Below are 19,786 nucleotides of genomic sequence, written 5' to 3' on the forward strand. Positions count from 1 at the left end.
CGTATGCCGGACGCCTGAAACCTAGCCCGGAATCAACGTCTGGATCACATGCTCGACGTAGGCTTCGAAGTCTTCGCGGGCTTGCTTGGGCTGCTGCAACTGCAATGAGAGTTGCAGGAAACCGACGTAGGCGGCGTAGGCCAGGCGCGCACGGTGTTGGGCGTCGGTGCGACTCAGGCCGGCCTGGCGGAACGAGGCGATCAGGTAATCGAGACGGCGCTGCGAGACGCGGTCGATAACCGGACGCACGGCCGGGTGGTCGAGTGCCTTGAGCAGTTCGCTGTAGATGACATGCGGTTTGACTTCGTGCGCGACCAGCTGGAACAGCGCGCGCAAGCGTGCGCTGGGGTCAGGGACGTCTTCCAGGCTGCCGAACACTTCCTTCTGTTCGAAGATCTCCCAGCGTTCGAGCGCTGCCTGCAGCAAGGCATCGCGGGAGGGGAAGTGCCAATAGAAGCTGCCCTTGGTCACGCCGAGACGGCGTGCCAGTGGCTCCACTGCGACGGCGCCCACGCCTTGTTCGGCGATCAGGTCCAGTGCGGCCTGCGCCCAATCGTCCGCACTGAGGCGGTTGCCGCGACCGGACGTGGCGCGGGGCGTGGTGAGGCTCGGGTCGGGGATGTCATTCATTGACGCGATTTAACCATACGCTTGCGTCAGTTGCAGTATGCATCACACAACGGACACACAACTGCCACGATTCAATGGCTTAACCGTCCATACCAGGCAGTATTGACAGTGGCCCGGGCAGATCCATACCATGAGGTATGGTTTCCTCTCCTTCTAGCCTTGCCCACAGTGCGTCCAGCATTCGCATCACTGCTGGCGATACCTCGCTTGCGGTGTCGGAGCGAGGCGCGGGCAACGCAGCGACGGTGTTGCTGGCACATGGGTTTGGACAGACCCGGTACGCTTGGGAAAGCACTGCGGCTCGACTGGCCGACGCTGGCTACCGGGCGCTGGCCTACGACGCGCGCGGTCATGGCGACTCCGGCTTCAACGACGTGGGCCTGCCCTACTCGGCAACGCAATTCACCGACGACTTGATTGTGCTGGCGGGCGAGCAGGCCGCGCCGCCGGTGCTGGTCGCCGCATCAATGGGCGGCTTGTTCGGCCTGCTTGCGGAGGCGCGCTGGCCCGGCCTGTTCCGCGCGATCGTCCTGGTCGACATCACGCCGCGCTGGGATACCGCAGGCGTGGAGCGCATCCTGCGTTTCATGACCGCGCATCCGGAGGGTTTCGCATCGCTGGATGCCGCTGCCGACGCAATTGCCGCGTATCTGCCGCAACGCCCGCGCAAGACGGCCGAGCAGCTGCAGGCCTTGCTGAGGCAGCGGGCGGACAACAGGTGGCACTGGCATTGGGATCCGCGGCTGGTCGATGAGCTGGCAGGTCAGGACCCGCACGCACAGCAGCAGACCTTGCTGGACGCCGCCGCGCAGATGCGTTGCCCGCTTTTGCTGATCAGCGGCGGGCGCAGCGATCTGGTCACGCCGGACACCATCAGCGAATTCCTGTCGATCGCGCCGCATGCGCAGCACGTGCATCTGCCCGATGCCACGCACATGCTGGCCGGCGACGACAACACCACGTTTACCGCAACCGTGTTGCATTATCTGGACGCACTGCCCCCGGTTGGCACCATCGCAGCGTCCAACATTACCGAGCATGTCACTGGAGCAAGACCATGAGCATCGTTGCACCGTTTCTCTTCGTCATCCTGGCGGCGGGCATCGCTGCCTATCACCGCATGCGCCTTGCCACCTGGGTTGCGCTGAGCGCCTGTGTGCTGGTGGCCTGCTGGTTGCTGGGCGCCAATCTCACCGCGACCATCGTCGCTGCCGTGCTGGTGGTGCTGGTCTCCGCGCCGGTGCTGTTGCCGTTCCTGCGCAAGCCGCTGCTGACCACGCCGCTGATGGGTTTCTTCCGCAAGGTACTGCCGCCGTTGTCGCAGACCGAACGCATCGCACTGGAAACCGGCTCGGTGGGCTTTGAAGGCGAGCTGTTCACCGGCGATCCGGATTGGCAGAAGCTGCTCAACTACCCCAAGCCGCAATTGACCGCCGAAGAGCAGGCATTCCTTGACGGCCCGGTCGAAGAGCTGTGCAAGATGGTCAACGACTGGGAGATCACCCATGTCCACGCCGACCTGCCGCCGGAGCTGTGGGAGTACATCAAGAAGAACAAGTTCTTCGGCATGATCATTCCCAAGCAGTACGGCGGCCTGGGCTTCAGTGCGCTGGCGCATCACAAGGTGATCCAGAAGCTGTCCTCGATCTCCAGCGTGGTCAGCTCCACCGTCGGCGTGCCCAACTCGCTCGGGCCGGGTGAGCTGCTGCTGCATTACGGCACGCCGGAACAGAAGGACTATTACCTGCCGCGTCTGGCGGTGGGTGCCGAGGTGCCGTGCTTCGGCCTGACCGGCCCGTTCGCCGGCTCCGATGCGACCTCGATCCCCGACTACGGCATCGTCTGCAAGGGCGAGTGGAACGGCGCCAACGTGCTCGGCGTCAAGCTCACCTTCGACAAGCGCTACATCACCCTGGCGCCGGTCGCCTCGCTGATCGGCCTGGCGTTCCGCGCCTACGATCCGGATGGCCTGATCGGCGACAAGAAGGACATCGGCATCACCCTGGCGCTGCTGCCGCGCGAGACTCCCGGCGTGGAAATCGGCCGTCGCCATTTCCCGCTCAATTCGCCGTTCCAGAACGGCCCGATCCATGGCGAGGAAGTGTTCATCCCGCTGAGCCAGTTGATTGGCGGCGTGGAAATGGTCGGCAAGGGCTGGAACATGCTCAACGAGTGCCTGGCAGTGGGCCGCTCGATCACCCTGCCCTCCACGGCCAGCGGTGGCGGCAAGTACGCCGCGGTGGTCACCGGTGCGTATGCGCGCATTCGCAAGCAGTTCGGTCTGTCGATCGGCCGCTTCGAAGGCGTGGAAGAAGCGCTCGCACGGATCGGTGGCAAGGCGTATGCGATCAGTGCGTTGTCGCAGGCCACCGCCGCGGCGGTGGACCGTGGCGATGTGCCGTCGGTGCCGTCGGCGATCGCCAAGTACCACTGCACCACCATGGGCCGCGAAGTGGTCAGCGACATGATGGATGTGATCGGCGGCAAGGGCATCATCCTGGGGCCGCGCAACTTTGCCGGCCGTGCCTGGCAGGCGGCGCCGATCGGCGTGACCGTGGAAGGCGCCAACATCATGACCCGCAGCCTGCTGATCTTCGGCCAGGGCGCGATCCTGTGCCATCCATGGGTGATGAAGGAAATGCAGGCGGCGCAGGATCCGGATACGCGCCGTGGCCTGGAAGCGTTCGACCAGAGCCTGTTCGGGCATATCCGCTTCGGTATCTCCAACGCGGTGCGTTCGTTCTGGTTCGGGCTGACCGGCGCACGCATCGGTGCAGCGCCGGGCGATGCGTACACGCGGCGCTTCTTCCGCAAGCTGGATCGTTATTCCGCCAACCTGGCGTTGATGGCCGATGTGTCGATGCTGATGCTCGGCGGCAAGCTCAAGTTCAAGGAATCCCTGTCCGGCCGGCTGGGCGATGTGCTGAGCCACATCTACCTGACCAGCGCGATGCTCAAGCGCTATCACGACGAAGGCGCGCCGGCGACCGATCAGCCGCTGCTGGCATGGGCGTTCCATGACAGCGTGCACAAGATCGAAACCGCGCTGTCGGCGGCGCTGCGCAACTTCCCGATCCGGCCGGTGGGCTGGTTGATGTGGCTGCTGATCTTCCCGCTGGGCCGTCGTGCCGAAGCGCCGGGCGACCGCCTGGGGCACCGCGTGGCATCGATCCTGATGACGCCGAACGAAGCGCGCGACCGCCTGGCCCAGGGCGTGTTCCTGACCCCCTGTGCCAACAATCCGGGCGGGCGTATCGCCAGCTATCTGGCCAAGGCCGTGCTGGCCGAGCCGGTGGAGCGCAAGTTCCTCAAGGCGCTCAAGACCAAGGGCATCGAAGCGCTGGGTTTCACCGCACAGCTGGACGAGGCGGTGGCCGAAGGCGTGATCACCGGCGACGAGCGCAGGCAGCTGGAAGAGTTGCGCGAGATGATGATGGACACCATTACCGTGGACGACTTCGAGCCGCACGAGTTGCGAGCGGCCAGCTACTACGACAAGCCGCAGGCCCAGCAACCGCGCGAAGCAGCGTAAGGCGCGGGGCAAGGTGACAGCAGACGACGGCGGGCTTCGGCCCGCCGTCGTCGTGTGTTGAGACCGGCTGGTGTGGAAACCGACCATCTCGCGGCTGCCTGCCTGTCGCCGTGGTCTTCGGCCAGTTCACCGCGCCTGCAGCCTCAGCGTGCTGCCAAAGTAGGAGCGGACCTGGCCGCGATGAGGCATTACCGGTGACGCCCCGTCGCGGCCAGGTCCGCTCCTACAGAAGGCGGGGACGCTGCCTCAGCGCGGCAACCACAGCAAGGCCAGGGCAATCAACGCGGGCAACGCCTGCACGACGAAGATGCGACGATTGACGCTGTAGGCGCCGTAGCCGCCTGCCACGACGACACAGCCCAGAAAGAAGCCAAGCACATCGGCCCGGGCCTGCAACGCACCCCAGAACAGTCCCGCAGCCAGGAAGCCGTTGTACAGCCCCTGGTTGGCTGCCAGCACGCGCGTGGCCTGCGCCTTCTCGAGGGTATTACGAAAGGTCTTCAGGCCCAGCGGCCGCGTCCACAGCACCATCTCCAACACCATGATGTAGACGTGCAGCAGAGCGACACACAGACCGGCGACGATGGCGAACAGGGACATGGCAGACCGGCATGGTGGATGTGGCGGCCAGCATAGCCGCGATTGCGGCCCTGCTACTCGGAACAGGCGGCGGAACCCGGCGCGCCGGCAAGAGACGGGGGATGTGCAGGACCTGCATGCATGATCGGAGCGTCGCGACTGCGGACATCGGCGGCGTGTCCTGCGATGGTTGTTGCGCGGGCACAAGTGCTGCAGCCAAGGTTCAGATCAAGCGCTCTACACCTGATCTATCTGCTCGCCACGCTCGCCCAAAGGCAAACGCGGCTAGTTCAAACAGCGGCATCGCTTAGGTGCAGCCCACCGCCAAGGTCAAGAGCTCAGTCAGCCGAGCACGCAGTGCCCTCTCCGGTTGCGGGACACGCCGTTCATGCCCTGCCTGCCTGTGCGCACCGACCATCTCGACCGGTCCTTGCCCGCCCACCGTCGCGGGACCTTACGCGGCATGGATGCCGCGTAAGAGCCTACAAGGACGTACTTGCGGCGTGTCCCGCGAGGGTGGGCGGGCAAGGGCCCCGCAGCCAGGCCGCTTGTTGACCGCTCCTAGTCGGAGACCTGATTGCCAGTCTCCGCATCGCGCTCTGCGGGCAGTTTGCGCGCCTCGCGCAGCAGGCCGAACGCGCCCAGGGTCATGCACGAGGCCACCAGCAGGCCGACACCGAACACTGCGCTGGAGCCGAAGGCCGACACCAGCTTGTGCACCCAGACGAAGGTGAGATCGCCACCGCGGTAGATCACGGTGTCGATCGCCGCACCGGCCTTGTAGCGCCACTGCCGATCCACCCGCGTGTACAAGGTCTCGCGCGCAGGCTTGGCGAGGGCGAACTCGCTGGAGCGGGTGATCACCTGCACGATCGCAAGCATCATCGGCAACGGCGAGGCCGTCAGCACGGCATAGCCCAGCGTGATCGCCACGCCCGGAATCAGCAGTGCCGGCGCGATGCCGAAACGCGACAACAGCGCGCGCGTCACCAGCAGCTGCAGCACCAGGGCAAGCGCATTGATTGCCAGGTCGATGCTCGCGTAATAGGCGGTGGCCGCCGCCGCGTCGCTGTAAAGCCGCCGCACCAGCGCCGCCTGCTCGTTGTAGAGCAAGGTGCCGACGCCCACACCGAACAACACCATGAAGGCCAGCCAGCGCAGCAACGGCTCGCGCACGATCAACTTGAGCCCGCCCAGCACATCGCCGCCCATCGGCACTTCGCCGGAGCCCAGCTGTCGCTGCTGCTCGCGCGCAACCGCCCACAAGCGCAGGCGCAGCACGCAGACCACGCACACCGCCAGAAAGCCGGCCGACACCAGCATCAGATGCGCGATGCCGATGCGTTCGACCAGGGTGCGGGTGAGGATCGGCCCGAGAAACGCACCCAGCGTGCCGGCCGCACCGATATAACCGTAGTAGCTGCGCGCTTCGGCATTGCTGAAGACGTCGGCCATGAAGCTCCAGAACACCGCCACCGCAAACAGGTTGAAGACGGTCACCCACAAGAAGAACGCCATGCCGCGCCCGGGCACGCCACTGTCGAACAACACATAGAACAGCAGCAGGGTCGCGATGAAGAAGCCATAGACCGCCGGCAGGAACACCCGGCGCGGATAGCGGCTGACCAGCGCGCCGTAGACCGGCTGCAGCAGCACCATGATCAGGAAGGTGCAGGTGAACAGCACCTGCAGGGTGAAGTCCTTGAGCGGCATGCCGTGCGCGGCGAAGAAGGCGATCATGCCGGTGGGGAAGATCGCTTCCACATCCGCCGACGCGCTCATCGCCTCGCGCACCGGGCGCAGCACGTAGTAGCCGCTGAGCAGGCAGAAGAAGTACAGGAACGACCATGCCAGCGGCGGCGAGCTGCGCAGCGCCGCGTTCAAACGGCCAGCCGCCGAGCGCGGCGAAGATGGGCTGGTCATAGAGTGAAGCTCGCTCGCATCAACGGGCGCGACAGCAAGGACATGGCAGCGGCAGCACCCCGCGAAACAAGCGCGCAAGTTAGCCGATGCCGCGCTGCATCACCAGCGGCAGCGGGCAGGACGCAGCAAATCGATCGCGGCTGGAGCAGGCACGCCGCTTGCAATTGCTTCCGCACCGGCTCCCAGTGGCGCTGGAAAGGCGCCGCGCAGGCCGATTTATGAACCTAAAATCGTCAATAGGATCAATATGATGCCCATTCATCTTCCGGCAGTTTGTGCTATTGCGAAGCGCGGCGCTAGAATCATCGGAGGCAGCGGAACAGGCGGGACAACCATGACTCAAATGCGCAGGCGCCGACGGTTCCGACCGTTGGCCATCGGGCTGCTAGGGGCGTTATTGCCTCTGGCTCTCTCTTCCACCGCACAGACACCCGCGCCCGCTGCCTCTGCGCTGCAGCCGGCCGCCATCGTGCAGTCGCCCACCGCTCCGCTGCAATACCGTGCATCGCTCCCGGCCAGCCAGGTGCTTGCCCCGGCGGCCGGTTTCGACGTGGCCGCGTTCGAATCGATGGCCAACCAGTTGACCTACGGCAATCGCCTGCCCGGCATGGCGATGGCCATCGTGCAGGGCGGCAAGGTGCTCAGCGCGCGCGGCTACGGCGTCACCGACGTCAATCACCCGCAGCCGGTCGATGCCCACACCGTGTTCCGTCTTGCGTCGCTGTCCAAGGCGTTTGCCGGCACCATGGCCGGGTTGCTGGTCAACGACGGCGTGCTGCGTTGGGACAGCAAGGTGGTGGACTACGTCCCCGGCTTCCAGCTCAGCAATAACGTCGCCACCCGGCAACTCACCGTCGCCGAGGTGCTCAGCCATCGCGTCGGGCTGACCCGCAATGCCTACGACAACGATATCGAATCCAACGTCGACTACTACTCGCTCAGTCACAAGCTGGCCGCCGCGCCGCTGCGCTGCGCCCCGGGCGATTGCTATGCATACCAGAACGTGGCCTTCAGCCTGGTCGGGGATGTGGTGTTCGCTGCATCGGGCAGCTTCTACGAGCAGTCGGTGGAGCGCCGCATCTTCAAGCCGCTGGGCATGAACGATGCGAGCATGGGACTGGCCGGTATCCAGGCCAGCCCGCGCTGGGCGCGCCCGCACGTGCGCAGCCGCAACGGCTGGGTGTCGCTGACGCCCAAGCCGACCTACTACCGTCTTGCTCCCGCTGCCGGCGTCAATGCCAGCGCCAGCGATATGGCGCAGTGGCTGCTCGCGCACACCGGCCACCGCACCGACGTGCTGCCTGCGCCGCTGCTGGCGACGCTGCACGCGCCGCTGATCTCCACGCCAGGGGAGATGCGCTCGGGTTGGCGCCACGAGCGTGTGGACGCTGCCAGCTACGCGCTGGGCTGGCGCGTGTTCGACTACGCCGGCCACCAGGTCGTCTTCCATGCCGGCGCGGTGCAGGGCTACCGCGGCCTGGTCGCGCTGCTGCCCGAGCGCGATCTCGGCATCGCGATCATGTGGAACGGCGAGAGCGGCCTGCCCTCCGGCATGTTGCCGACCATCCTGGACCGTGCGCTGGGCCTGCCTGCCAAGCGTTGGCTGGATATCGACGTGGATGGCGACTTCGGTAGCGAGAACATGCTGGCCGAGCGTCCCGATCCTGCCGGCAAGGGTGCCTCGTCCGGCAAGTCGGTGGCATCGCCGCGCTAAGCGGAGCTTGCTGCGCTCTCGCACACAGGCGGCTTGGCCGCCTGTGTTGTTTCTGGCCCGCAGCGGGACCGGGTCGAGTGCTTCGACATCGGTGGCCGGCAGGCTAACCATCGCTCCATCGCCATGGCTACCGGTCATGGCCAACGCATGCCTGGACAACCTTGTCGCGTGCGCGCAAAGAAGCTAGCCAAGAAGCGAGCGGACAATTCACCTTCCGCGCGATGCGACCGAGTGCATCTCTCCCGCTTCGCACTGACCGACACATCAGCGCGACACCAAGCGATGGCGGCACTACCGGTCGGGACAGACGATGGCCCGTTGCGTGGGCGGCGCAGCAGCCGAGTCCACCAGCAGCACTGGACCCGGGAAAGCGAGTGGCGAGTGGCGAACGGCCATTGGCGCCGGTGCGGCGATAGGCACAGTTACCCGGCCTGACATCCCGCCAAGCAGCGCGCGATGCGTTGGGTGGCGATCGCAATGCGTTTGCGCCACCGCGCGACGGTTATCCAGGTCTGCTGGCGTTATGCCGTGCCACGCGGCCCGAGCAGGTCACCCTGGTACTGGATGGCGATGGACTGCGACTGTCTGCGCGCGACCGGCACTCACCGGATCATGGCCGCCGTGGGGGATCCAATAAAAAAGCTCCCTCCCCGCTGGGCGTCGGGGAGAGAGCTCGATATCTACGGCGATCGGGTAATGCAGATCAGATCAGCGGCGCCGGGGTTGCGGGCAGCGCGACCGGAGCGGCCTTCTTCTTGCGAACGGCCGGCTTCTTCTTGGCGACCTTCTTCACAGCAGGCTTCTTGGCGGCAGTCTTCTTGGTGGCGGACTTCTTGGTCGCCTTCTTGGCAACGGCCTTCTTCGCGGTCTTCTTCACTGCCTTCTTGGCGGCCTTCTTGACGGCCTTCTTGGCGGCGGTCTTCTTGGTCGCCTTCTTTGCAGTCTTCTTCACTGCCTTCTTGGCGGCAGTCTTCTTGGTTGCCTTCTTTGCAGTCTTCTTCACTGCCTTCTTGGCGGTTGCCTTCTTTGCAGTCTTCTTGACGGCCTTCTTGGCAGCAGTCTTCTTCACTGCCTTCTTGGCGGTTGCCTTTTTGGCGACCTTCTTGACTGCCTTCTTGGCGGCAGTCTTCTTCACTGCCTTCTTGGCAGTGGGTTTCTTTTTCGCAGCTTTTGCAGTGGCCATGTAATTGGCTCCTCGTCAGTGAACTATGGAGGTGAAACGCCCAGTTGAAGCAAACCCCGCAACGGCACGCCGTCGTCGGGAACCGTCCGCAGGTAATGCGCGACGGGACGGATACAGAAACACCCGCATCAGACAGCGACGCGGGTGCGTGATCGGAGCGACTGCTGCTTTCTTGGAGAGAAGCGGACCCAACTCCACCGTGGATAACGCTTTGGTGGACATCGGGAACAAGCGTGTCGGCTTGATGTCGATTCTGCTCACTCTCTTTCGCAGCAACGTCTGCTGGGCGAAACCTAATCACGCTTTTTTTTACTGTCAACACTCTTTTGCATTTTTTTTTCGACACCTGGTGGCGATGTGTCCTGTCGAGGTGGTCCCAAGACGCCGCATGATGGCGCGTGCAGCTGCCCTTCGCATGCGGTGGTGCAACGACGTTTTCAAAAAAGCACTTCTTTTGTGCTGTTTTTTTTTAGCGAGGCAAACAAGCGCGATGCTCCCCACTGCACCGACGTCGCGGCGCAGGCGTGGTCGTCGCAGCGTGCGCCGCCTGTCCGCCAGCTGAAAATTTTTTATCCGCCAACCTTGCTCAAGGCGTCGCACAAGCAGAAATGCGCAAACTTCTTGCGCCGTTCTCGCCCCGTATGTGCATCGGCATGCGCTGCCAACGGCATGCGTTGCACACCGTGTCCGAGGTTGGATGCACGCGATGCGGCAACCGTTTTTCACCGGCTGCACGCCCTCTCCTCACGACTGGCTCACGCCAGAAATCCGACACCGCGACAGCCGCGTCGTGCTCGACGATGTGGCGTGCGCATGTTCCCGGCGAGGTCGTCGCTGTCGAACATCGACAAACACCTGGACTGCGATCGACGGCCGTCGCTGGCCGGTTGCACGCCGATCGGCAACGCGCACGCCATCGCCAGGCGGGGACGGCGTGCTGCCACCGCCGCGCAGGCAAAAAAAAATGGCCGCTCCAACGAGCGGCCATCCGGATTTTTTGGTGCGACGTGCGAAGCGAGGTCAGTGCGCGTCGTCTTCCAGCAGCTCGGCGTAGTCGTCCGGCGACAGCAGGTCGTTGAGCTCTTCCTTGTCGTCGAGTTCGACCACGAAGATCCAGCCATCGCCGTAGGCGTCCTCGTTGATGGTTTCCGGCTTGTCGGTGAGTGCGCTGTTGACCTCGACGACGGTACCGCTGACCGGGCTGTAGACGTCCGAGGCGGCCTTGACCGACTCCACCACCGCTGCGCCATTGCCGACCTGCACGGTGTCGCCGACGCCCGGCAGTTCGACGTAGACCAAGTCGCCCAGCAAGCCCTGCGCATGGTCGGAGATGCCGACGGTCACGCGGCCGCTGCTTTCGACGCGGGCCCACTCGTGGGATTTGAGGAACTTGAGGTCGCCAGGGATCTCGCTCATGGGTGTGCTCCGGGGAAACTGATGGGTTGGGGACAGGTGGCTAGTTTAGACCGCACGACAACACAGGTGCACGCGCGTGCCGGCCGATTGGCGGCGATGGATGCTGCACGCTGCCGGACGTTGACCTGCCCGGCAGCGTTTGACTCACTCGCCAAGGACGCCGGGCTGCGCCTGGCCGTCGCGCACGAACGGAAACTTCACCGCGCGCAACGGCACCTGCTTGCCACGGATGTCCACGCGCAAGTCGTCGATGCTGCCGGCCGGCACGCGCGCGAATGCGATCGCCTTGCCGAGGGTGGGCGAGAACGTGCCGGACAGGATCTCGCCTTCGCCGCTGGCACTGAGCACGGTCTGGCCATGCCGCAGCACGCCCTTCTCATCCATCACCACACCGATCAGCTGACGCGGTGCGCCCTGCGCCTTTTGCGACTCGAGCACGGCGCGACCGACGAAGTCGCGGCCTTCGTCCAGGGCGATCGTCCAGGCCAGCGCGGCCTCGTATGGACTGACCGTGTCGTCCATGTCCTGGCCGTAGAGATTCATGCCGGCTTCCAGGCGCAAGGTATCGCGTGCGCCCAGGCCGGCCGGCTTGACGCCCTGCGCGAGCAGCGCGTTCCAGAACCCCACTGCGGCCTCCTGCGGCAACACGATTTCGAAACCGTCTTCGCCGGTGTAGCCGGTACGCGCCAGGAACAGCTCCACGCCCTCGCGCGAGCGCGTCTGCAGCGCTGCGAAACGGCCGAGCTTGCTGGCCGCTGCGGTATCTACCGGGTCCACCAGCGCGATGACCTTGGCGCGCGCGTTGGGGCCTTGCACGGCGATCATCGCAAAGTCGCCGCGCTCTTCCACACGCACCTCGAAGCGGGCAGCCTGCTCGCCGATCCACTGCAGGTCCTTTTCGCGGGTGGCGGCGTTGACCACCAGGCGGAAGAAATCCTCGCGCAGGAAGTAGACGATCAGGTCGTCGATCACCCCGCCCTGCGGATTGAGCATGCAGGTGTACAGCGCCTTGCCGGAGACCTTGAGCTTGTCCACCGAGTTGGCGAGCAGGTAGCGCAGGAACGCGCGCACGCGTGGACCGTGCAGGTCGACCACGGTCATGTGGCTGACGTCGAACATGCCGGCGTCGCGACGCACCTGGTGATGCTCGTCCAGCTGCGAGCCGTAGTGGATCGGCATGTCCCAACCGCCGAAGTCGACCATCTTGGCGCCAAGCGCACGATGGGTGTCGTTGAGGATGGTCTTCTGGGTCATGCGCACCGGTCCAAGGGAAAGAGGTCCATTATCGCCGCCCGGCCGCGCTTGGGGGAACGGCGCAGCGCGCGACAGTACGCGGCCGCGCCCTGTCGGTTGGCCGCGGTGGCCAACGCCTTGAACGCCTCCACCTATTGCGTGCGATGAAGCAGTTGTCCGCCTGCCCGCCTGCCCGTCGCGCGCGACCGTCGGCGTCTACGGTCGCGGCCACGCAAGTGCCGCGGTGGCTCGCCACCCCGGGCACCTGGTCTTCATTGCGTCCCACCGCACCGAGCAGGCAGCCGTGGTTTGCGCCGCGCAGACGCCGGCGCGCGTACGCAATCAGGCGCTGCGCGGCGAGAACATGATGATCGCCATGCCAAGCAGGCAGCAGGCGGCGCCCAGCAGATCCCAACGCGTCGGCGTCACTCCGTCCACCCACCACAGCCACAGCAATGCGCTGGCGATATAGACCCCGCCATAGGCGGCGTACACCCGCCCACTGGCATCGGGATGCAGGCTCAACAACCAGACGAAGATAGCCAGGCTCAATGCCGTCGGCAGCAGCAACCAGATGCTGCCGCCTTTGCGCAGCCACAGATAAGGAAGGTAGCAACCGACCAGCTCCGCCACCGCGGTGGCGGCAAACAGCACCAGCGTGGTCGGTGAGAAATTCACGCGCGGCCTGACCTGTCCAGGCCTTGCGTGTCGACATCGGCCTGTTGCTGCGCCGAGATGTCGGGTGCCCGACCGCTGCGCACCGGCGTGGCAGTGACAGGCGGCCCGGCGCCCGGTTGGTCGGGAGTGGATGGAGCGCTGCCGCGCTCGCCGCGCTTGACCTGTTGCCACAGCGCTTCCTGCTCGTGCAGCGATAGCGCGGCCAGCGCGGTGCCATCCGCCTGTGCCTGCGCCTCCATGGCGCGGAAGCGGCGCTCGAACTTGAGATTGGCATGCCGCAGCGCCGCCCCCACGTCGACCTTGGCATGGCGCGCCAGGTTGGCGCAGACGAACAACACATCGCCGAGTTCGTCTTCCAGCCGTGCCTGGTTGTCGGCGACCGGACCACGGGCAAACTCCACGCGCAGCTCTTCGATTTCTTCCTGCAATTTCTCCAGCACCGGTGCCGGGCCGGGCCAATCGAAGCCGACCCGCGCCGCGCGCGATTGCAGCTTGGTGGAGCGCTGCCATTCCGGCAGGCCGCGTGCGATGCCGGCGAGTGCGGAGTCGTCCTGATGGCCCGCTGCGCGACGTTCGGCACGCTTGATCTGCTCCCAGTTGGCGCTCACCGCCTGCGCGTCGTCGGCGCGCTGCTCGGCGAAGACATGCGGATGGCGGCGCACCAGCTTGTCGCTGAGCGTGGCGACCACCTCGGCGAATCCGAATGCGCCCTGCTCGGCGGCCATCTGCGAATGGAAGACCACTTGCAGCAGCAGGTCGCCCAACTCGTCGCGCAGACCCGCAAGGTCGTTACGGTCGATGGCGTCGGCGACTTCGTAGGCTTCCTCGATGGTGTACGGGGCGATGCTGGCGAAGGTCTGCGCCACATCCCACGGGCAGCCATGCTCACGATCGCGCAGACGCGCCATCAGTTGCAGCAGGCGCTGGATGTCGCCGGTCGGCGGGGACTCAGACATGGTCTCTTCCTGATAGGTGTGGTGCAGCTGAGTGGCGTGCCAAGGCGATGCCGCCGGCACGTGCCGTAGCAGCTGATGGCAGGCGATGGGGAAGCACTGGGCTGGACATGACGGCGTCGGCACTACGCGCCGCCACCGGAGCCATCCGGCGAGCGCGCAGGCCGCCAGCGCTGCTCACACCAGCCAGCTGCGCCACGGCAGATTGGGATCGCCCAGCGCGATGAAATCGCCATTGAGCAAGGTGTCGCGGCGGTTGTAACGGAACGGTTTGCCGGTGCCGCCGGCCAGCAGCACACCGCCGGCGGCATGCAGCACGCACTGGCCGGCCGCGGTGTCCCACTCGGAGGTGGGGCCGAAGCGCGGATACACGTCCAGGTCGCCCTCGGCGATGCGGCAGAACTTCAACGACGACCCTTGCGCGACCACGTCGATCTGGCCCATGCGCTCCAGCGCGGCGGCGGTGCGCGCGTCGCGATGCGAGCGACTGGCGGCGACCCGCAGCGGCGTGGCCGCCGGCGTGCGCGTGTGCAGCATCTCGTCGCGGTCGCCATCGCGGCGGTAAGCGTTCTCGCCCCGTGCGGCGTACCAGACCCGGCCATCAACCGGCGCCTGCACCACGCCGAGCACCGGCGCACCCATGTGGATCAGTGCGATGTTGACGCTGAACTCGCCGTTGCGCTTGACGAACTCGCGGGTACCGTCGAGCGGATCGACCAGCCAGTAACTGGTCCAGAACTGCCGGTCTTCCCAGGCCACGTGCGCGGATTCTTCCGACAGCACCGGCACATCCGGGGTGACCCGGCGCAAGCCGTCGACGATGACACGATTGGCGGCCAGGTCGGCCTGGGTCAACGGGCTGGCGTCGTCCTTGAGCTCCACCGCGAAATCCTGCGCATAGACATCCATGATCGCCGCCCCCGCCTCGCGGGCTATGGCGATCACGGTTTCGCGCAGTTCCATCGGGATGCGGATCATGGGTTGCGCTCCAGCCACTCGCGCGCGATGAACAAGGCGGCCAGCGAGCGGCCTTCGGAAAAATCGTCGCGCAGCATCAAGTCGTCCAGACGGGCGATCGGCCAGGGCACCACTTCCATCTCTTCCGGCTCGTCGCCGACCAGGCGCTCGGGATAGAGGTCGCGCGCCAGCACCAACCAGGATTGGTGACTCATATAAGTAGGAGCGAGCGTCATCGCACGCAACACCTGCACCTGGCGCGCGCCGTAGCCGGCTTCTTCCTTGAGTTCGCGGTCGGCGGCCTGCTCCGGCGTTTCGCCGGCATCGATGCGGCCCTTGACCAGGCCCAGCTCGTAGCGATGCACGCCGGCGGCGTACTCGCGCACCAGCAACACGGTCTGCGCATCCAGCATCGGCACCACCACCACCGCGCCATGGCCCTGGCTGAGTTGGCGCTCGTAGAGGCGACGCTCGCCGTTGGAAAACTCCAGATCCAGCTGCTGGCGACGGAACGGCCCGTCACCCAGATCGGTGATCTTGTGGATGGTCGGCAGGCGCGGGCTCATGCGCAGCACGCAGCGGCGGAGCCGACCGATAGAATAGGCGTATGCATCGACATGTTCATGAACCCGAAATCCTAGCAGACCCGGCAGCCTCCCAAGCTGACGAACATTGGCGACAACGCGATCTTCAGGTGCTGTGGCACCCCTGCACGCAGATGCGCGAACACCCGCACACACTGCCACTGGTGCCGATCGCGCGTGGCGATGGTGCGTGGCTGATCGGCCACGACGGTCGCCACTACCTGGACGCGGTCAGCAGTTGGTGGACCAACCTGTTCGGCCATAGCGAGCCGCGCATCGGCGCGGCCATCGCGCGCCAGGCTGGCGAACTGGAGCAGGTGATGCTGGCGGGCTTCACCCATGCGCCCGCCGTGCAGCTGGCCGAGCGCCTGCTGGCGATCGCGCCGCGCCAGGCAGGCCGCGCGCCGTTGTCCAAGGTGTTCTATGCCGACAACGGCTCGGCCGGCGTGGAAGTGGCCTTGAAGATGGCCTTCCATTATTTCCACAACCGCGGCGAACATCGCCGCACGCGTTTCGTCGCGCTGGAAAACGGCTACCACGGCGAGACCATCGGCGCGCTGTCGGTCGGCGACATTCCGTTGTATCGGCGCGTGTATGCGCCGTTGCTGCTGGAATCGATCTTTGCGCCCTCGCCCGATGCCTATCTGGCCGAACCTGGGCAGAGCGCGGAGAACTACGCACTGCAGGCGGCCGACGCGCTGCAGGCGGTGTTCGAACGATCGCCCGGGGAAATCTGCGCACTGATCCTGGAGCCGCGCGTGCAGTGCGCCGGCGGCATGCGCATGTATCACCCGGCCTACCTGCGCCGTGCGCGCGAGCTGTGCGATGCGCATGGCGCGTTCCTGATCGCCGACGAGATCGCCACCGGCTTCGGCCGCACCGGCAGCCTGTTCGCCTGCGAACAGGCCGGAATCATGCCCGACCTGTTGTGCCTGTCCAAGGGACTGACCGGCGGATTCCTGCCGTTGTCGGCGGTACTGGCCACGCAGCAGTTGTACGACGCATTCCTGGACGACTCGCGCGAGCGCGCGTTCCTGCATTCGCATAGCTACACCGGCAATCCGCTGGCGTGCGCGGCCGCGTTGGCGACCCTGCAGATCTTTGCAGACGACGACGTGATTGCACGCAACCAGCGCACCGCCGCGCACATGAGCGCGCTTGCGGCGCAGATCGGCGAACACCCCGCGGTGGCGGACGTGCGCCAGGCCGGCATGATCGTGGCCTTCGAGCTCACGCAGGGCGGCGACAAGCGCACGCCGTTCCCGTCTGCGGCACGGGTGGGCCTGAAGGCCTATCGCGCCGCACTGGACAAGGGCGTGGTGCTGCGCCCACTCGGCGACGTGCTGTACTGGATGCCGCCGTACTGCGTGGACGACGCGCAACTTGCGCTGTTGGCGGCGACCACCCGCCACGCCATCGAGGAGGCCGTTGCATGCGCCTGACCCGTTCCCATGTGGCACTGCCGCTGCACTGCGACCAGGAACTGACGCTGCCGGAAGCGTCGGCCAATCACCTGCTGCGCGTGCTGCGGCTGCGCGAGGGCGATGCCTGCGTTCTGTTCAACGGCGACGGCAGCGACTACCACGCGCGCATCACCCTGGCCGGCAAACGCGAGGCGCGCGCAGTGGTGGACCGGGTCGAGCCGCTGTGCAACGAATCGCCGTTGTCGATCACCCTGATCCAGGGCATCGCGCGCGGCGAGAAGATGGACCTGATCCTGCAGAAGGCCACCGAGCTGGGGGTGACGGCGGTGGTACCGGTCAACGCCGAGCGCACCGAGGTCAAGCTGGACCCGGCGCGCATGGAAAAACGCCTGGCGCATTGGCGCAGCGTGGTAGTGTCGGCCTGCGAACAATCCGGACGTGCACGCATTCCCACGATCGCGGCGCCGCACGGCCTGCAGGAGGCGGCCCAGGCCAGCGACCCGCAGGCGCTACGGCTGACGCTGGACCCGCACGGCGAGCATCGCCTGGGCAGCCTGGCGCTGGGCACGCAACCGCACGTAATCGTGGCGATTGGCCCGGAAGGCGGCTGGTCGCCGCGCGATCGCACGACCCTCGCCGAGGCCGGTTTCAGCGGCCTGCAACTGGGACCGCGCATCTTGCGCACCGAAACCGCGGGGCTGGCGGCGATTGCGGCGCTGCAGTCGCGGTTCGGGGATCTATAGCGCGGTGTCGTCGTAGGGGCGCACCTGGGCGCGACGGGGCGTTATCGGGCACGCTTCGTCGCGCCCGGGTGCGCTCCTACGGGAGTGCGGAGTTGATCGACATTGCCGCGTCCACTGCGTGCTTGTCTTGAAGGCCCGTCCACCGCGTGCCGGTCCGGCACCCCCGTTGACTCGTAGGAGCGCACCTGGGCGCGACGGGGCGTTATCGGGCACGCTTCGTCGCGCCCGGGTGCGCTCCTACGGGAATGCGGAGTTGATCGACATTGCCGCGTCCACTGCGTGCTTGTCTTGAAGGCCCCGTCCACCGCGTGCCGGTCCGGTCACCCCGTTGACTCGTAGGAGCGCACCTGGGCGCGACGGGGCGTTATCGGGCACGCCTCGTCGCGCCCGGGTGCGCTCCTACGGGAATGCGGAGTCGATCGACATTGCCGCCTCCACTGCGTGCTTGTCTTGAAGGCCCCGTCCACCGCGTGCCGGTCCGGCACCCCCGTTGACTCGTAGGAGCGCACCTGGGCGCGACGGGGCGTTATCGGGCACGCTTCGTCGCGCCCGGGTGCGCTCCTACGGGAGTGCGGAATTGATCGGTTCGGTGCAGCCGGCTTGCTGCACCTGGCGATGCGCAGGACTCAGCGGCCGTGCTGCAGGAACCAGCTCGCCGCACCGATCACACCGAGCTGGCCGTGCTCGACGATGCTGACCGGCACCTGCTCCAGCGCCGGACGCAATGGGCCCTTGTCGAGCAGACGTGCGACGAAATCGCTTGCAGCCACGAACGCGGCAATCTGCGGCAGGAAGCCACCCGCCAGATAGACGCCGCTGCGCACGCCGTAGAGCAACATCATGTCGCCGACCACGCTCCCCATGAAGCCGCAAAACGCCTGTAGCGCGTCGCGTGCCAGCATGTCCTCGCCAGCCAGTGCCGCGGCGGTGACGTCGGCCGGGCTGGCGTGCACCACCGGCACGCCACGCAGCGCGGCCAGGGCGGTGTAGAGATTCAACAGGCCCGGGCCGGACAGCAGATGCTCGGTGGCCACGTGCGTGCGCGTGCGACGCAGCTCCTGCAGCAGGGCCACTTCCAGATCGCTGGCTGCCGCAAGCGCGGCGTGGCCGGCCTCGGTCGGCAACACCACCGGGTTGGCGCCATTGGGAATCCACAACGCCGCGCCCAGGCCGGTGCCGGGGCCGAGTATCAGCGCCGGACCCGGCGCGCCCTGCGGCGGGCCGGACAACTGCATGACCTGATTGCCGGTCATGTAGTTGGCCGCATGCGCCACCGCTTCGAAATCGTTGACCAGATGCAACGCCTGCATGCCGAGCTGGCGACGGATCTGCTCCGGCGACAGTACCCACGGCAAATTGGCGGTGATCACGCTGCCGTCTTCCAGCGCATAACCGGCACTGGCGATGACGCCGCGCATCACCGGTGCGCAGCCCAGCTCCGCAAAGAAAGCGGCCATGATCTCGGCCAGACCCGGATAATCGGCGCATCGGTACTTGCGATAGTCCAGCACCGTGACCGGTTGGCGTGGATCGACGCCTTCGCACACCAGCGCCAGGCGTACATGCGTCCCGCCAACGTCTGCGGCAACGAAGGTTTCGGGGCGTGGAAAGGCCACCGCTTCCATTGGACTGCTTGCGCTCACGCATTCTCCTGATAAGTGGTCGCTGGCTGGCGTCATCTTCCGTTATCCGACGAACGGTCACGGATAGACAACGTTGTCAGTAATCGCCTTGTAACGCAACCGTGGCGATCACGATTTGAACAGGATGCCGCCAATTTCATCGTCCACTGAAAATCCGCACCCCGGGCAACGATTTCAGCACAAATCGAGACGCCGTATCGGCCTGCGCCATTCCCCATAGAAACAGCCGATCGAACCGCAGGCACAGCATTGGTGCGCTGCGCGGTCGCGGCGGCACCCTGCGCGGCATCGCCGGGAAATGCTGCATTGCAGCGCAATCGCAGCAGCTTCAGAGATCTGTGACGATGTGTTGACAACGCTGTCAACGCTACGCGAGACTCGATCCAAATCGGGGTTCTGGCAGGAGGGGCCATGGACTGTTCGGTACTCAAGAACGGGCGACTCCCTCGTCGGCGCATTCCAGATTCGTGAGCGGGACATCACCCGATGTTCGACTCACTGAAGTCGCATTCGCTCTACCGCTTCACCACACGGGGGACACCTCCTCTACCACGCGAATCACCTGGGCCCGCCTCTTGCGACGCGTGCCAGTGC

Annotated in this window: 16 protein-coding genes and 1 pseudogene; 6 read left to right on the forward strand and 11 right to left on the reverse strand. The window is 65.9% G+C overall.

Annotation, left to right across the window (positions count from 1 at the left end; all coding sequences use genetic code 11):
* Positions 1–21: 21 nt before the first annotated feature.
* On the reverse strand, positions 22–630 hold the full coding sequence (locus H7A86_RS14755; protein ID WP_104582993.1) for a TetR/AcrR family transcriptional regulator: 609 nt from the start codon (positions 628–630) through the stop codon (positions 22–24).
* A 137-nt stretch (positions 631–767) separates the two neighbouring features.
* Between H7A86_RS14755 and H7A86_RS14760 the strand changes: the two genes are divergently transcribed.
* Together H7A86_RS14760 and H7A86_RS14765 are read left to right on the forward strand one after the other, a co-directional pair.
* Positions 768–1,691, forward strand: coding sequence for an alpha/beta fold hydrolase (locus tag H7A86_RS14760; RefSeq protein ID WP_180707902.1), 924 nt, complete (start codon positions 768–770; stop codon positions 1,689–1,691).
* On the forward strand, positions 1,688–4,162 hold the full coding sequence (locus tag H7A86_RS14765; RefSeq protein WP_104582992.1) for an acyl-CoA dehydrogenase: 2,475 nt from the start codon (positions 1,688–1,690) through the stop codon (positions 4,160–4,162). The genes H7A86_RS14760 and H7A86_RS14765 overlap by 4 nt, the downstream gene beginning before the upstream one ends.
* 246 nt (positions 4,163–4,408) lie before the next feature.
* Here the strand turns inward: H7A86_RS14765 and H7A86_RS14770 are convergent, their stop codons facing one another.
* Complete coding sequence (locus tag H7A86_RS14770; RefSeq protein WP_119131152.1) at positions 4,409–4,762, reverse strand: DUF1304 domain-containing protein; 354 nt, start codon at positions 4,760–4,762, stop codon at positions 4,409–4,411.
* 540 nt (positions 4,763–5,302) lie between these two features.
* A complete protein-coding gene (locus H7A86_RS14775) occupies positions 5,303–6,664 on the reverse strand; it encodes an NTP/NDP exchange transporter (protein ID WP_119131151.1) in 1,362 nt (453 codons plus the stop codon).
* A 334-nt stretch (positions 6,665–6,998) separates the two neighbouring features.
* Between H7A86_RS14775 and H7A86_RS14780 the strand changes: the two genes are divergently transcribed.
* Positions 6,999–8,378 carry a serine hydrolase domain-containing protein gene (locus H7A86_RS14780; RefSeq protein WP_104582989.1) on the forward strand — a complete coding sequence of 460 codons (1,380 nt, stop codon included), beginning with the start codon at positions 6,999–7,001 and terminating at the stop codon, positions 8,376–8,378.
* Between the two features lie 476 nt (positions 8,379–8,854).
* A pseudogene (locus H7A86_RS14785) lies at positions 8,855–9,004 on the forward strand (pyridoxine 5'-phosphate synthase); the annotation flags it as partial.
* A gap of 77 nt (positions 9,005–9,081) precedes the next feature.
* On the opposite strand, the gene H7A86_RS14790 reads toward H7A86_RS14785, so the two are convergent.
* The 7 genes from H7A86_RS14790 to nudE all read right to left on the reverse strand — a co-directional run bounded on the left by H7A86_RS14790 (position 9,082) and on the right by nudE (position 15,364).
* Positions 9,082–9,561, reverse strand: coding sequence for a histidine biosynthesis protein HisIE (locus tag H7A86_RS14790; protein WP_119131150.1), 480 nt, complete (start codon positions 9,559–9,561; stop codon positions 9,082–9,084).
* Between the two features lie 1,020 nt (positions 9,562–10,581).
* On the reverse strand, positions 10,582–10,977 hold the full coding sequence (gcvH, locus tag H7A86_RS14795) for a glycine cleavage system protein GcvH (protein ID WP_104533961.1): 396 nt from the start codon (positions 10,975–10,977) through the stop codon (positions 10,582–10,584).
* A gap of 144 nt (positions 10,978–11,121) precedes the next feature.
* Positions 11,122–12,231, reverse strand: coding sequence for a glycine cleavage system aminomethyltransferase GcvT (gene gcvT, locus H7A86_RS14800; protein WP_119131149.1), 1,110 nt, complete (start codon positions 12,229–12,231; stop codon positions 11,122–11,124).
* Between the two features lie 321 nt (positions 12,232–12,552).
* Complete coding sequence (locus H7A86_RS14805) at positions 12,553–12,888, reverse strand: YnfA family protein (RefSeq protein ID WP_119127731.1); 336 nt, start codon at positions 12,886–12,888, stop codon at positions 12,553–12,555.
* A complete protein-coding gene (mazG, locus tag H7A86_RS14810; protein WP_321186570.1) occupies positions 12,885–13,844 on the reverse strand; it encodes a nucleoside triphosphate pyrophosphohydrolase in 960 nt (319 codons plus the stop codon). The genes H7A86_RS14805 and mazG overlap by 4 nt, the downstream gene beginning before the upstream one ends.
* A 174-nt stretch (positions 13,845–14,018) precedes the next feature.
* The gene (gene cysQ / locus H7A86_RS14815) at positions 14,019–14,819 is read right to left on the reverse strand and encodes a 3'(2'),5'-bisphosphate nucleotidase CysQ (RefSeq protein WP_104582985.1); all 801 of its coding nucleotides are present in this window, start codon (positions 14,817–14,819) and stop codon (positions 14,019–14,021) included.
* Positions 14,816–15,364: an ADP compounds hydrolase NudE gene (gene nudE / locus H7A86_RS14820; RefSeq protein WP_164739160.1), complete on the reverse strand. Its 549-nt coding sequence runs from the start codon at positions 15,362–15,364 to the stop codon at positions 14,816–14,818. Before nudE ends, cysQ begins: the two co-directional genes overlap by 4 nt.
* 41 nt (positions 15,365–15,405) lie before the next feature.
* Between nudE and bioA the strand changes: the two genes are divergently transcribed.
* Together bioA and H7A86_RS14830 are read left to right on the forward strand one after the other, a co-directional pair.
* Positions 15,406–16,824, forward strand: coding sequence for an adenosylmethionine--8-amino-7-oxononanoate transaminase (bioA, locus tag H7A86_RS14825; RefSeq protein ID WP_119131148.1), 1,419 nt, complete (start codon positions 15,406–15,408; stop codon positions 16,822–16,824).
* Positions 16,815–17,549 carry a 16S rRNA (uracil(1498)-N(3))-methyltransferase gene (locus tag H7A86_RS14830; protein ID WP_119131147.1) on the forward strand — a complete coding sequence of 245 codons (735 nt, stop codon included), beginning with the start codon at positions 16,815–16,817 and terminating at the stop codon, positions 17,547–17,549. The genes bioA and H7A86_RS14830 overlap by 10 nt, the downstream gene beginning before the upstream one ends.
* Before the next feature lie 626 nt (positions 17,550–18,175).
* Here the strand turns inward: H7A86_RS14830 and H7A86_RS14835 are convergent.
* Positions 18,176–19,174 carry a glucokinase family protein gene (locus H7A86_RS14835; protein ID WP_180497031.1) on the reverse strand — a complete coding sequence of 333 codons (999 nt, stop codon included), beginning with the start codon at positions 19,172–19,174 and terminating at the stop codon, positions 18,176–18,178.
* Positions 19,175–19,786 lie beyond the last annotated feature (612 nt).

The organism is Xanthomonas euroxanthea (assembly GCF_903989455.1).
GTDB lineage: Bacteria > Pseudomonadota > Gammaproteobacteria > Xanthomonadales > Xanthomonadaceae > Xanthomonas > Xanthomonas euroxanthea.